Genomic DNA, 12902 nt, shown 5'->3' with positions numbered 1-12902 from the left:
GCGAGGTGTGCGTTGCCGGCGCGTCCGGCAGCCCCGGACGAAGGAGAGCGGATGGACGAAGCGCTGCCCACGGCGACGGTCCGGACCCAGGTCACGGTCCCGCTGCGGTTCCCCGACGGGTACGTGACGGCCGCCCGGGTCTACTCCTTCCACGGCCTGGTGGACGGCCGCGAGCACCTCGCCTTCGGGCTCGGCGACCGGGCGGGGGACTCGGCCGCCCCGGACGCGTCCCCGCCGCTGGTGCGCCCGCACAGCGAGTGCCTCACCGGGGACGTGTTCGGCAGCCAGCGCTGCGACTGCGGGCCGCAGCTGCGGGAGGCGGTCGAGCGGATCGCCGAGGCCGGCGGCTACCTGCTCTACCTGCGCCAGGAGGGCCGGGGCATCGGCCTGTACGCCAAGCTCGACGCGTACGCCCTCCAGGACGGGGGGCTCGACACGTACGAGGCGAACGTGGCGCTGGGCCGGGGCGCCGACGAGCGCGACTACACGGTGGCCGCGCAGATGCTCGCCGCGCTGGGCGTGACCCGGGTGGACCTGCTCAGCAACAACCCGGACAAGGCGGCCCAGCTCGACCGGCTGGGCGTGACGGTGGTCGACCGGGTGCCGACCGGGGTGCACCTGTCCCCGGCGAACGCCAGCTACCTGGCGGCGAAGGCGACCCGCGCCGACCATGCCCTCGACCTGCCGTTCGTGCCGTGACCGGCCGGCCTTACGTGCTGCTCAGCTGTGCGATGTCGATCGACGGCTACATCGACGACGCCTCCACCGAGCGGCTGCTGTTCTCCAACGACTCGGACTTCGACCGGATCGACGCGGTCCGGGCCGGGTGCGACGCGATCCTCGTCGGCGCGGCCACGGTCCGCCGGGACGACCCGCGGCTGCTGGTGCGCTCCGACCGGCGGCGGGCCGACCGGGTGGCGCGGGGCCTGCCGCCGTCGCCGGTCAAGGTCACCGTCACCGGCAGCGGCGACCTCGACCCGGCCGCCCGCTTCTTCGCCCTCGGCGACGGGGCGAAGCTGGTCTACTGCCCGGGTGGCGCGGTGGAGAAGACCCGGGAGCAGGTGGGCGAGGTGGCCACCGTGGTCGACGCGGGCGACCCGGTCACCCCGGAGGCGGTGCTCGCCGACCTCGCCGTCCGGGGCGTACGCCGGCTGATGGTGGAGGGCGGTGGCAGCGTGCACGCCCAGTTCCTCGCCGCCGGCCTCGCCGACGAGTTGCACCTGGTGGTGGCGCCGTTCTTCGTCGGCGACGGCCGGGCACCCCGCTTCGTGGCGGACGGGCGCTACCCGTGGCACCCGGGCCGCCGCGCCCGGGTCGTCGAGGTGCGCCAGATCGGCGACGTGGTGCTCACCCGGTACGCCCTCTCCGACCGCTGCGACACCGCCTGACGCGGACGGCCGATCTTGATCGGTCAGACTACGGTCGGCCGCATGCCGTCGTCCGGGTCCGGGATCCCGTGGAAGATCTACCCAGGGATCCCCCTCGCCTTCCTGCTGCCGTGCGCGATGATGGTGGTCATCGGGATCTTCTCCGACCCGAAGCCACCGCCGCCACCGGCCGGCGTGCTCGTTCCGGCCGACGTGCTCGACGTGCGGCGGGACGAGAACGGCCGAGTCTCCGTAACGCTGCGGGTGGACCAGGCCGACGACTTCCCGGTGTTCTGCGGGATCGAGCGGGACGCCTTTCCCGACGGGCGCCTGCCGGAGGTGCATTCGCGGATGACGGTCGACTACACGCCCACCGGCTGCGCGCCGCCGCCGTCGGCCGAAGATCAGTTCCCTGGCTGGGCGGTGAGCGTGACCGGGGCCGCCGGGCTGGCCCTGATGATCTTCTTGCTCTGGGCGGGTTCGGCGCGCGCCGCCCGGCCCCGCTACCGGAGGACGGGGGAGCGGGCCCGGGCGGCGGCGCGCCTCAGAGCACCTGGGACAGGAACCGGCGCAGCCGCGGATGCTCCGGCGCCTCGAAGATCGCGGCCGGCTCGCCGGCCTCCAGCACGACGCCCCGGTCAATGAACGCCACCGTGTCGGCCACCTCGCGGGCGAACCCCATCTCGTGGGTCACCACCACCATGGTCATGCCGGCGGCGGAGAGGTCGGCCATCACCCCGAGCACGCCCTTGACCAGCTCCGGGTCGAGCGCCGAGGTGGCCTCGTCGAAGAGCATCACCTGCGGCCGCAGGGCCAGCGCCCGGGCGATCGCCACCCGTTGCTGCTGCCCGCCGGAGAGGTGTGCCGGCCGGGCGTCTGCTTTGGCGGCCAGCCCGACGAGGTCCAGCTGGGCCCGGGCCACCTGCACCGCCTCGTCCTCGGAGAGCTTCTTCAGCTTCCGCAGGGCGAGGGTGATGTTGCGCAGGACGGTCATGTGCGGGAAGAGGTTGAACTGCTGGAAGACCATGCCGATCCGCTGGCGCAGCGCGTCCGGGTCGTCGCGCAGCACGCTGCGGCCGTCCAGCAGCACGTCGCCGCGGTCCGGCTCGATGAGCCGGTTGATGGTGCGCAGCAGGGTCGACTTGCCGGATCCGGACGGGCCGATCACGCAGGTGGTGCCGCCCCGGGCCACGTCCAGGTCGGCGCCCCGCAGCACCTGATGCGCGCCGAAGGCCAGGTGCACGTCCCGGACGGCCAGGCTGACCGAGGTGTCGGTGGTGGCGGTGGCGGTGGTGCTCATCGCGGGTCCCTCCGTCCGGTGGCGGGCAGGCTGGTCTCCCCGGCCAGGGCCAGGCCGGCGTCGTCGGCGTCGTCCGGGGCGACGGCGACGCTGCGGCCCTGCCGCAGCCGGCGGTCGATCCAGTTGACCGCGTGGGTCAGCGGCACGGTCAGCGCCAGGTAGAACAGGCCGGCCAGCAGCAGCGCCGACTCGTTGCCGGTGGTGGCCGCATAGTCCTGGCCGATCCGGAACAGCTCGCGCTGGCTGGCCACCAGGCCGAGGAAGTAGACCAGGCTGGAGTCCTTGATCAGGGCGATCAGCTGGTTGACCCACGCCGGCAGCACCCGGCGTACCCCCTGCGGGACGATGACCAGCCGCATCGCCTCGCCCCAGGAGAAGCCGAGGGCCCGGGCCCCCTCCAACTGGGCGGCCTCCACGCTCTGGATGCCGGAGCGGAAGATCTCCCCGATGTAGGCGGCGGCGATCAGCGACAGCGCCAGCACCCCGAGCGGGTAGGGGTTCGGCCCCCACACCTGCATGCCGAGCGGCGCCAGGCCGACGCCGATGAGCAGGATGGTCGCCGCCGCCGGCAGGCCGCGGAACACGTCGGTGTAGACCCGGGCCGGCCACCGCAACCATCGGGTACGCGAGATGCCCGCGATCGCCAGCAGCATGCCCAGCACCGAGCCGAGCAGGGCGGCGGAGACCGCCAGGATCAGCGTGTTCGGCAGCCCGACCGTCAGCATCTCGGGCAGCGCCTCGCGCATGGAGTCCCAGTCGAAGAAGGTCTCCCACAGGGTGCTCAACGGATCCATCAGACGTCTCTCCTACCGCCCCGCTCGTTCGTCGTCGTACGTCAGGAAGCCGCCGACGGCGACGGCACCGCGACCGCGCCGCTGCCGGGCTTGAAGTCGGCCGGGATCGGCCGGCCCGGGTAGTACTGCGCCTGCAGCTTGCTCCAGGTGCCGTCGGCGATCACCTCGTCGAGGCCCTTGTTCAGCGCCTCGCGCAGCTTGTCGTTGCCCTTGGCGACCGCGTACGCGGTCGGGGCCGGGCTGAGCTGCTTGGCGGCCACCTTGATCTTGCCGTTGCTGTCGGCGGCGGACTTGTCGCCGATCTCGGCCGGGGCGATCCAGGCGTCGGCGGTGCCGGCCTTGAGCTGGTTGATCGCGCCGTTGTAGTCGGGCACCCGCACCGGGTTGAGGTTTTCCCGGGTGGCGTAGTCGTCCTGCACCGTGCCCTGCACGACCACCACCCGCTTGCCGGCGAGCTGTTCGAAGCTGGTGATCGACGAGCCGGCCGGCACGTCCAGCCCGAAGTAGCCGAAGTCGTAGCCGTTGCCGAAGTCGACGGTCTTCTTGCGGGCCTCGGTGATGGTGATGGACGAGCTGCCCACATCGAACTTGCGGTTGTTGACCTGCGAGAGCAGGGCCGAGAAGTCGGTGCCGACGAACTCGACCTTCAGGCCCACCTTGGCGGCGACCGCGCTGAGCAGGTCGTTGTCGAAGCCGGTGAACTTGCCGTCCTTCAGATAGACGTTCGGCGGGGCGTCGGTGAGCGTGCCGGCCCGCAGCACGCCGGCCTGGAGCAGGCCGTACGGGTTGGCGGCCGCGCTGGTGGCGCCGCCGTTGTCGCCGCAAGCGGTCAGCGCGGTGGCGGCGAGCACGGCGGCGGCGCCGAGCGCGGCGACGCGAGTCAGGGCAGGAAGGAATCGCACAGGTGCCTCCAGGGTCGAATGGCGACGTGGGCGTACGCCGCCGACGGCGCGCCCGGACGGACGAGCCGGAAGGGATGGTGCGGAAGGAAGGGAGGTGGGCGCTCAGCGCATTCGGCGACAGGCGTCGCTGCACACCCGCATCAGGTCGACGTGCCGGCGCTTGACCAGCGCGAAACCGGCCGGGTAGGCGACGCCGTCGGCGGGCAGGGTGCGGAAGTGAGCAGACACGGTTCTCCCTGGTCGGTGATGACCTGGGTACCAGGCCACGCTTGCACCGGCGTGCTGCCGATGCCTGGTCCTCACCCGGGGCACCCCACCGCGGAGGAGGGTTGCCGGCCAGCGAGCCGGGGCTTGGCGCTGGCGCTCATGACCTGGCGAGAAGGCTAGCAGCAGCCCCGCCCCGGACGTCCAGCCGTTATGACCACCCTCACGTGCCGCGCCTTACCCCGCGTCGGGCGGCGCCGCCGTCCCGGCAGAGCTCAGCGACGCCGTACCGGAGTGGGCCGGGCGGCCCGGACCGACCCGATCCGGCGGTACCCGACGCGGCCGCTCGGGCGGGCGGGCACGATCGGGGCATCCCGGCCCGTGCCGTGCCGGCCGTCGCCGGACGACCGCTGCTCGTGGTACTCCTGCTCGACGTTGACGGTCCAGACGTCGTGCCGGGTGCCGTGGGCGATGTTCTCGGCGGTCAGCATCGCGGTCAGCATCGAGTGGTCCTGGTTGTTGTAGCGGTGCATCCCGTTGCGCCCCACCGGGTGCACGTTCGGCACCTCGCGGGCCAACCAGTCGCGGATCACGTCCAGGTTCCGCTGGTACCGCTCGTCGTAGACCGGGTACGCCTTCGGCATCCGCACCACGTGGCCGCCCTCCACGCAGCCGGGCCGGACCAGACCGAGCCGCTCCAGCTCCGCGGTGGCGAGCGCGACGAGTTCCTCGTCCGGGGTACGCCACATCTCGTCGTCCTCGAAGACGAAGTACTCCAGCCCGAGACAGGTACGCCCGTCCTTGACCAGGTACGGCGACCAGGAGCCGAAGTTCTGGATGCGACCCACCCGCACGGCCGGATCGTGCACGTAGATCCAGTTGTCGGGGAAGGAGAACTCGGCGGGCACCACCAGGGCGACGGTCAGAAAATCCCGGTAGCGCAGGTCGTCGGCGGCGGCGCGGACCTCGGGCGGGGCCGCCGGGCGCATGGCGTGGACCAGCGCGGAGATCGGCATCGAGCAGACGACGTGGTCGGCCCGCTCGGTGCGTTCCCCGTCCGCGTCGGCCACGGTCACGCCGGTCGCCCGTCGGGTCGCCGGATCCCGGTGCACGGCGGTCACGCGGATGCGGGTAGCCACCGATCCGCCCCGCTTCCGCACCTCCTCGGCGCAGCGCTCCCACATCATGCCGGGCCCGAGCTTCGGGTACTGGAACTCGTCGATCAGGCTGGTCACGTCCGTGCGGTTGCGCCCGGGCAGCAGGGCGTTGCGGAGCGCCTTGGCGAGCGAGAGGTTTTTGATCCGCTGTGCCGCCCAGTCGGCCTGCAACTGGTCAGCCGGCATCCCCCAGACCTTCTCGGTGTAGGTCTTGAAGAAGATCGAGTAGAGCCGCCACCCGAACCGGGCCGACACCCAGCCCTCGAAGTGCGACTGGTCCTTCGGCGGCCGCAGCCGCGTCCACGCGTACGAGCCGAGGCAGCGAACCGCCTCGGCGATGCCCAGGTTGCGCAGCGCGTTGCCGGCGTTCAGGGGGTAGTCGAAGAGCGCGCCGCGGTAGTAGATCCGGCTCATCCGGGGTCGGAGCAGGAAGTCCTCGTCCGGCAGGATCTCGTGCCAGAGGGCCTCGACCCGGGCGACCTTGGTGAAGAACCGGTGCCCCCCGATGTCGAAGCGCCAGCCGTCCCGTTCGACCGTGCGGCTGATGCCGCCCACGACGTCGTCGGCTTCGAAGACACGGACCGGCTCGCCGTGGCGCAGCAGTTCGTACGCGGCGGTCAGTCCCGCCGGTCCCGCGCCGATGATCACGGTGCCGTTGTCGTCGCCCATGCTGCCCGGAGCCCCCCGCTGCCGTGTCGGATGCGGCAGCGCGCATACCCGTCCGGCGCCCCGCCTCACCTGTGTCGGCCGGGCGAATCTCACCCGCATCCGGTCCGCCGCGGCTCCGTCCGTGGACACAATCCACTCGGTTCGGCGACGACCACGGCTGGGTGAGGTGCCAACGGGGATGTCGGGGACCTCCGCGGTCCGGCGGTCGGTCGCGGTCGCGACGACCGGTGGGGGACGGATGGGTGGCGGGCTACGGGTGGGCCGTGCGGCCCCGGTTGCCCGCCGCTCCCGCCTCCGCGATCGGCTGCGGCCGCTGGCCCGTGCGGCGTCCGGGCTCGCCGCCCGGGTGCCCGCCCCCTGGGGCTTTGTGCTCGCGGTCTTCGTCGGGTCGAAGGTCGTGCTCAGCCTGATCGGCGTGGCCGTGCTGGCCGCCTGGGACGGGGTGCCCGGCGCGCCACCCGCAGACGAGACGCTGATGCGCGCCCAGCAGCACGATGTCTCGCCGCACCGGTGGATCTCCCTCTGGTTCGCCTGGGACTCGTTCCTCTACGACCATCTGGCCCAAGTGCCGCTCGATCGGCCCTGGCACGACTTCGGCTTCCCGCTGCTCTACCCGTTCCTCGCCCGGCCGTTCGCCGTGCTGCTCGGCGGGCACACGGCGTGGGCACTGCTGCTGGTCAGCAACGCCGCCCTCGTGTTCCAGCTCTATTACGCCCATCAGCTCGGCGGTCGCCTGCTCGGCGACAACGGCGCGGACGCCGCCGCCTCGGGGCGTCGGTTCACCCGCTACCTGCTGCTCCTGCCGGCCGCCTTCCTGTTTCAGGCGGCGCTGACCGAGTCGCTCTTCCTCTGCCTCGCCCTGGCCGCCTTCTGGTACGCCGAGCAGGGCCGCTGGCCGCTGGTCGGGATCGTCGGCTACTTCCTCGCGCTGAGTCGCTCGATCGGCTTCCTGGTGGTCGTCCCGCTCGCCCTGGTGCTGCTGCGCCAGCACGGCTACCGCCTCGGGCTCCGGTCGCTCGGTCGGTACCTGAGGATCGGCTGGCCGCTGCTGCTCGTACCGGCCGGGTGGCTGACCTTCATGGCGTTCGGCAAGTGGCAGAGCGGCGACTGGTACGCGTACAAGCACGCCCAGGAAGAGGGCTGGGGCATCAGTGTGCAGAATCCGCTGGGGGTGATCAGCCACGGGCTGACCGGCTCGTCGGGCGACGCCCTACGGGCCGGGGCCGCCGTGGCCGTGTTGGTGATGGCGCTCGTCGGCCTGCGTCGGGCCGAGCTGCCTTACCTGGTCTACACGGTGATCGTGGTGCTGGTGCCGCTGTCGATGGGACCGCCGGTGTACCGGAGCCTGCTCCGCTACCTGCTCGCCGCCTTCCCGGTCGCCCTGGTGCTGGCCCGCTGGGCCCACCGGGCCACCCTCGACAGCTGGCTGACCGCCGCCCTGGCGCTGATCCAGGGCGCGCTGTTCGCGGTGTGGCTGACCTACTGGACGCACTTCATCATCTGACATGCGTGACCGCGGCGGCGAGCCGGCGGGCTTCGGTCACCAGCCGGCTGCCGCCGCCCCGGGCCACCACGTCGGCCAGGCCCGGCACCTCGATCCGTACCCCGGTCGCGGTGGCCGTCTCGGCGGCCAGGGTGAGCAGGTCCGGGGTGCCCCGGGGTGGGGTGGGCGCGGCCAGCAGCGGCGGCAGCGCCGCAGCGAGCAGCCGCCAGGTGCTCAACCGGGCGCCGGCCGCGACCATGTCGCGCAGCGGCGTCGCCGCCCGGGTCAGCGTCACCTGGCCGTCCGCCGCCAGCGCCCCCAGGTGCCCGCCCACTGCCGGCGCGTCCAGGTCTCCCGCCGCGGCCAGCATCAGCAGGGCGTCGAGCGTGGCGACCCGGTCCACCTCGTGCCGGGCGCACAGCCCGTACGCGAGGGCCAGGTCGAGCGCCGGACCGCCCGCGCCGGTGCACTCGGCCAGCGCCGGCAGGATCGTGGCGCCCTCGCGGACGTCCTCCTGCGCCGTCTGGGCGATCTCCCGGAGCAGGTGTGCGGCCACCAGGCCCCGGTGCCCGGGCAGTACGGCCGGCCAGAGGTCGTCCCAGCCGTCGTGGTGCCGCCCCACCGGCCGGGGCGTGACGGTGAGCAGACCGAGCGGGTCCGCCACGCCCTCCGGTGGCCCCGTGGCGACCAGCGTCCGCCGCACCGGCAACCGGTCGTAGCCCCAGTCGTAGGAGCCCGACCGGTCCCGCCGGCCGACGGTCACCACCTCGTAGGTCGGTGCCGGGAGGGCGTCGCCGCGCAGCCAGCTGGCCAGCTCGTCGCCGGCCGGTGTGCCGAGTGCCGCCGCGCGGGCTGCCAGCGGCTCGTCCACCACGGCCGGTAGCCGCAGCAGCGCCTGGGTGAGATCCCACCGCCAGACCGGGCGGTCGCCCAGGGCGGCCAACCGCTCGTACAGGGCGGCCGGGTCGAGGGCTCCGGTGGCCGAGGTCGGCGCGGCGAGCAGGCCGGGATCGTGCCGCCCGTCCAGCCGCTGCCCGATCTCGGCGAGCCGGGCGCAGTACAGCTGTGTCAGGGCGGGTCGGCGGGCCCGGTCGACGGCCGGGCCACGGCGGAACAGGCGCCACGTCCGGGGGCGGGACTCGGTGAGCATGTTGGCCCAGTGGCCGCGGCGGGTGGCCGCATCGGCCGGGTCGGCGGCGGCCAGCAGGACCCAGTGCAGCTGGACCGAGAGGTTGAAGACCGCCCACATGTGGTCGTACGCGCCCACCCGGTGGCGTTGCAGCACCGGCAGCAGGGCCGCCTGCAGCCGGTCCCCGTCGGTGGTCGCCAGCCGGACCAGCCCGTCGAGGATCCGCTCCAGCGTCAGCGCCGGCCAGCGCCCGCCGAGCAGGGCCGACACCTCCTCGACCAGCTCGTCCACCTCGGCGATCGGCGGCGGGGCGGCGGCCGGCGGCGCGGGGGGCGGCAGTTCGTCGCCGGCCACCGGCAAGGCGACGGCGGCGGTCGGCCGGTGACCGTGCCGCGTGGCGATCGCGGCCGCCCGGTCCCGCAGGTCCGCCGCCGGGTGCTCGGCGGCCACCGCCACGACGGCCGCGATCTCCGCCGCCCGGTCCGGGCGCTGCCGGGCGAGCCGGTCCAGCCAGGACAGCTGTCCCCGGACCAGCGCCTTCTCCGGGCGGGTGAGCACCGCGCGGGACACGTCCAGCAGCGACTCCAGCTCCACGTCGCCGGCCAGGCTTCGCAGTGCCCGCTGCGACATGAGGGCGACCGGCCCGGGCGCGTCGGCGAGCAGCCGCAGATACGCGGCCGACCGCGCCGCCACCTCGCCCGCGGTCGGCGCGAGCACGTCGTGCAGGTCGACGAACGGCCGCAGGGCCGCTGGGCGGTCCCCGCGCAGCAGCCGCCCGAGGACGCCGTCCAGCAGCGTCGACCGGTCCAGCCGCCCCTCCGCCGCCAACGCGGCCAGGGCCTGGGGCACCGCCTGCCGGTCGTCGCCGAAACCCCATGACGCCAGCTCGAGGCCGACGCCGTCCACCTCGAACAGCCGCGGCAGCAGCGCGTCCAGGAACGGGTCGGCCCGCAGCCGGTCGAGCAGGGGGAGCCGCTGCCGGTTACCGGGGCGCCACCACATCGACTGCGCCCAGCCCGCGACGAACGCGTCCCCGGTCGGCGGCGCCACCTTCTCCGCCATCAGCAGGCCCGCGACGAAGTGCCAGCCCGCCCCGGGCTCGTTCCGGGGCAGCCGCTCGGCCAGCCGGTAGGCCAGGTCGGCCAGCCAGGTCACCCCCCGCTGCCGGGCCGTCTCGACCACCGGCTCCGGATCCGCGTCCCGCAGCCACACCGACCGCCGGCCCAGCAGGGCCGCCGCCTTCGTCGCGGTGTTAAGCGTGCCCACGGCGGCCACCACCAGCGCGGTCGCCTCCCTGCCCGACCACCAGTGGTCCCGCCGCCGCCGGACGTGCGCGACCAGCTCGTCGCCGAGCGCCCGGCGGGCCGCCTCGTCCAACTCGACCAGCGCTGCCTGGACAGCCGGAACCTTGCCGCGGACCAGCGGCTCCCAAAAGTTCCTCATGCCCCCACCTCCGCCGGCGCCGTCGCCATCGACACGGCCAGCGCGTGCTTGCAGGGCCCGCGCTGCCCCTGATGCCGCCCCCACCAGCGGCAGGAGCAGGTGTACGCCCCGTCCGGCAGCCGCCGCACCCGGTAGACCTCCGCGCCGCTGCGTACCGTGGCGTGCCCGTCGGTCCACTCGACCGCGCCGCGTTCGGCCAGCGCCCGCGCCCCGACCAGGCGCGGATTGTCCCGCTCGGCCCGGCCCGCGTCGTACGGCATGACCCGGTGGAAGTACCCGCCGTCGACCACGTCGTAGCCGACCCGCCCGGCGGTGCCGAGCTGGGCCAGGGCGGCGCGTACCCGGTCGTCGGGCAGGCCGGCCGCGTCGGCGAGCGCGGCGACGTCGATCGTCGGGTCCCAGGAGAGCAGGGCGCCGACCAGTTCGGCGTCGTCGATCACGTCGTCTCCGGCCAGGGCGAGCAGGGCGGCGCCCTCGCCGGAGAACCCGCGGTAGGGCTCGGGGGAGAGGGTCAGCGAGAGCCGCAGCGCGCCGGTGTCGAGTTCCCAGGTGCTCGCCACCGCGGGGGAACCGGCCCGCACCGGTGGCCCGTACACCCGCAGGGTGCGCGCGTGCCGGAGCAGGCCCCGCAGGGCCGCGAGTCGGCCTGCGCCGGCCAGGCAGACGGCGCCCGGCGCCGGTCGCGAGGTCAGCCGAAGGGTACGCCCGGCGGGCACCGCCCAGAGCACGGAACGGTCGTTGGCGCCGGGGAGCCGGCGCAGGAACGCGGCGGCCTCCGCGGCGGGGATCTCGGCGCGCGGCTCGAACGCGGCGGTGAGCACGTGCACCTCGGCGAAGCCGCGCAGCCAGCGCCCCGGCAGCGGGACCTTCTTCTCCACCACCGTTGCGTCCATGGTGGAGACCGTCAGGTCGTCGGGTCCGACGGCCACCTGCAGCGGCTCGATCCCGCCGACCCGGGCCAGCGCCTCCCGCAGCGGCGGGTTCACGTCCACGTTGGTGGTGCCGTGTCCGACGATGTCGCCGTCGAATCCGGCCGGGACGACGTCCATCCGCGCGTACACCCCGCAACAGCCGGAGAAGGACTCGAAGCGCAAGCGGTCCCGGCTGCCCGTCACCACCGGGTCCAGGCTCGCGGGGCTGACCGGCTGGTGGTAGCGGGTGCGGGCCACCTCGGCGACGGCGAGCAGCCCGGCGGCCGCCGCCGCGGGAGTGGTGAGGAAGCCGCTGAAGAAGCGCGGGTTGGCGGCGGGGCCACCGCAGGTCTGGAGGTCGAGACCGGCGGGGCGCAGCGCGGACGGCTGGAGGTATCGGTATGTCTGGACGGCGTTCACGGCGCACACCGTAGGGCGACCGGCCGACATCCTCCGCCGGCCCGGCTCCGGCCTGCTACTTTCTGGCGATGTTCAGCCTGCCCCTGACCGACGACGCCGAGCTGCGCCCGCTCCAGCCTTGGCACTCCGACGAGTTCCTCGCCAACCTCGACCGGTGCCGGGAACACATCGCCCCCTGGGTGGGCGCGTCCTTCGTGGCCACCGACGCCGACTCCGCCCGCCGGGTCCTGCAGAACTACGCCGACCGGTGGGCACGCGACGACGGCGGGATCTGGGGCATCTGGCAGCGTGGCACCCTGATCGGCGGCGTGCTGTTCGTGTCGCTCAACACCACCACCGGCGTCTGCGAGGCCGGCTGCTGGCTGGAGGCCGCCGCCGAGGGGCAGGGCCTGGTCACCCGCGCCGCCCGGGTGATCATCGACTGGGCGGTCCGGGAGCGGGGCATCCACCGGGTGGAGTGGGTGACGAAGGCCGGCAACGAGCGCAGCATCGCCGTCGCCCGACGGTTGGGCATGCGCCGCGACGGCGTCCTCCGCGCGGCCGCCCCGGGCCCGACCGGCCGGGCCGACATGGAGGTCTGGTCGGTGCTGGCACCGGAGTGGACGGCAGAGGCCCCGGCCGCCCGCTGACCCGCGGCACCGCCACGCGGCGCAGTTTTGTCGTACCCGGGCGTGAACATCTGTCCATGGCTGCCCCCGCCCTGGCCGACCGGTCCCCCCAGCCGCGCGCCCTGCCGCTGCGCGAGGTCCGCACCCGGCTCACCCAGCTCGTCGCCCTCGCCGAGCTGACCGACACCGTCACCGTCGTCACTCGCGACGGCGACACCCGCCCGGTCGCCGCGATCGTGCCCGCCCCGGCGGCGCGCACGGCGGCCCAGGCCCGGGCCGACGCCGAGCGGATCGCCGCGATCAGCGCCGGCTGGTCCCGCCGTCTCGAGGAGCTGCACCGGCAGAGCAGCCGGCGGCACGCGGCCGAGCGGCGCGCGCTCACCGACGCCCTCGCCGAGGTCTGGGCCGAGCTGGAGCGCCGCGTACCGGCCGGCGACCCGGCGCTGGCCCGGCTCCGGGCCGCCCACACAGAGTTCCTCCGCGACTGACCCGCGCGACCGGCCCGGCGCCAGCCG

Annotated in this window: 12 protein-coding genes and 1 riboswitch; of the genes, 5 read left to right on the top strand and 7 right to left on the bottom strand. The window is 74.2% G+C overall.

Features of this window, described 5'->3' with window-relative positions; genetic code table 11:
• Positions 1–51: 51 nt before the first annotated feature.
• Together ribA and ACFYML_RS09655 are read left to right on the top strand one after the other, a co-directional pair.
• On the top strand, positions 52–699 hold the full coding sequence (ribA, locus tag ACFYML_RS09660) for a GTP cyclohydrolase II (RefSeq protein ID WP_387420174.1): 648 nt from the start codon (positions 52–54) through the stop codon (positions 697–699).
• A complete protein-coding gene (locus ACFYML_RS09655) occupies positions 696–1388 on the top strand; it encodes a RibD family protein (protein ID WP_387420173.1) in 693 nt (230 codons plus the stop codon). The genes ribA and ACFYML_RS09655 overlap by 4 nt, the downstream gene beginning before the upstream one ends.
• A gap of 523 nt (positions 1389–1911) precedes the next feature.
• On the opposite strand, the gene ACFYML_RS09650 is transcribed toward ACFYML_RS09655, so the two are convergent.
• The 5 genes from ACFYML_RS09650 to ACFYML_RS09630 all read right to left on the bottom strand — a co-directional run bounded on the left by ACFYML_RS09650 (position 1912) and on the right by ACFYML_RS09630 (position 6393).
• On the bottom strand, positions 1912–2667 hold the full coding sequence (locus ACFYML_RS09650) for an amino acid ABC transporter ATP-binding protein (protein WP_387420172.1): 756 nt from the start codon (positions 2665–2667) through the stop codon (positions 1912–1914).
• Positions 2664–3461, bottom strand: a complete 798-nt coding sequence (locus ACFYML_RS09645) for an amino acid ABC transporter permease (RefSeq protein WP_387420171.1) — start codon at positions 3459–3461, stop codon at positions 2664–2666. The genes ACFYML_RS09650 and ACFYML_RS09645 overlap by 4 nt, the downstream gene beginning before the upstream one ends.
• Before the next feature lie 41 nt (positions 3462–3502).
• Positions 3503–4363: an ABC transporter substrate-binding protein gene (locus tag ACFYML_RS09640; RefSeq protein ID WP_387420170.1), complete on the bottom strand. Its 861-nt coding sequence runs from the start codon at positions 4361–4363 to the stop codon at positions 3503–3505.
• Between the two features lie 102 nt (positions 4364–4465).
• Positions 4466–4591, bottom strand: a complete 126-nt coding sequence (locus ACFYML_RS09635; RefSeq protein ID WP_387273807.1) for a hypothetical protein — start codon at positions 4589–4591, stop codon at positions 4466–4468.
• Positions 4592–4623: 32 nt separating this feature from the next.
• A riboswitch (SAM riboswitch) is annotated at positions 4624–4735 on the bottom strand.
• A gap of 107 nt (positions 4736–4842) precedes the next feature.
• Entirely contained in the window at positions 4843–6393 is a 1551-nt protein-coding gene (locus ACFYML_RS09630) for an NAD(P)/FAD-dependent oxidoreductase (protein ID WP_387420169.1), read from the bottom strand.
• A gap of 178 nt (positions 6394–6571) precedes the next feature.
• Here ACFYML_RS09630 and ACFYML_RS09625 point away from each other — a divergent pair, with 178 nt between their 5' ends.
• The gene (locus tag ACFYML_RS09625; protein WP_387420168.1) at positions 6572–7897 is read left to right on the top strand and encodes a hypothetical protein; all 1326 of its coding nucleotides are present in this window, start codon (positions 6572–6574) and stop codon (positions 7895–7897) included.
• Here the strand turns inward: ACFYML_RS09625 and ACFYML_RS09620 are convergent.
• Both ACFYML_RS09620 and ACFYML_RS09615 read right to left on the bottom strand, forming a co-directional pair.
• Positions 7890–10448 (bottom strand): DUF6493 family protein, encoded by a 2559-nt coding sequence (locus ACFYML_RS09620; RefSeq protein ID WP_387420167.1) that lies wholly within the window; start codon positions 10446–10448, stop codon positions 7890–7892. The two genes, ACFYML_RS09625 and ACFYML_RS09620, sit on opposite strands and share 8 nt — an antisense overlap.
• Positions 10445–11779 carry an SWIM zinc finger family protein gene (locus ACFYML_RS09615; protein WP_387420166.1) on the bottom strand — a complete coding sequence of 445 codons (1335 nt, stop codon included), beginning with the start codon at positions 11777–11779 and terminating at the stop codon, positions 10445–10447. Before ACFYML_RS09615 ends, ACFYML_RS09620 begins: the two co-directional genes overlap by 4 nt.
• 68 nt (positions 11780–11847) lie before the next feature.
• Between ACFYML_RS09615 and ACFYML_RS09610 the strand changes: the two genes are divergently transcribed.
• Positions 11848–12408: a GNAT family N-acetyltransferase gene (locus tag ACFYML_RS09610; protein WP_387420165.1), complete on the top strand. Its 561-nt coding sequence runs from the start codon at positions 11848–11850 to the stop codon at positions 12406–12408.
• Between the two features lie 56 nt (positions 12409–12464).
• Entirely contained in the window at positions 12465–12875 is a 411-nt protein-coding gene (locus ACFYML_RS09605) for a type II toxin-antitoxin system Phd/YefM family antitoxin (protein WP_387420164.1), read from the top strand.
• Positions 12876–12902: the final 27 nt, after the last annotated feature.

The organism is Micromonospora sp. NPDC007230 (genome assembly GCF_042869115.1).
Taxonomy (GTDB): domain Bacteria; phylum Actinomycetota; class Actinomycetes; order Mycobacteriales; family Micromonosporaceae; genus Micromonospora.
This window is presented reverse-complemented; position numbering and strand designations above follow the sequence as displayed.

Bases quoted from the DNA above. Each gene is read 5' to 3' on its own strand.
- ACFYML_RS09620 (WP_387420167.1), bottom strand. From the start codon at position 10,448: ATGAGGAACTTTTGGGAGCCGCTGGTCCGCGGCAAGGTTCCGGCTGTC.
- ACFYML_RS09605 (WP_387420164.1), top strand. From the start codon at position 12,465: ATGGCTGCCCCCGCCCTGGCCGACCGGTCCCCCCAGCCGCGCGCCCTG.
- ACFYML_RS09630 (WP_387420169.1), bottom strand. From the start codon at position 6,393: ATGGGCGACGACAACGGCACCGTGATCATCGGCGCGGGACCGGCGGGA.
- ACFYML_RS09610 (WP_387420165.1), top strand. From the start codon at position 11,848: ATGTTCAGCCTGCCCCTGACCGACGACGCCGAGCTGCGCCCGCTCCAG.
- ACFYML_RS09650 (WP_387420172.1), bottom strand. From the start codon at position 2,667: ATGAGCACCACCGCCACCGCCACCACCGACACCTCGGTCAGCCTGGCC.
- ACFYML_RS09645 (WP_387420171.1), bottom strand. From the start codon at position 3,461: ATGGATCCGTTGAGCACCCTGTGGGAGACCTTCTTCGACTGGGACTCC.
- ribA (WP_387420174.1), top strand. From the start codon at position 52: ATGGACGAAGCGCTGCCCACGGCGACGGTCCGGACCCAGGTCACGGTC.
- ACFYML_RS09625 (WP_387420168.1), top strand. From the start codon at position 6,572: ATGTCGGGGACCTCCGCGGTCCGGCGGTCGGTCGCGGTCGCGACGACC.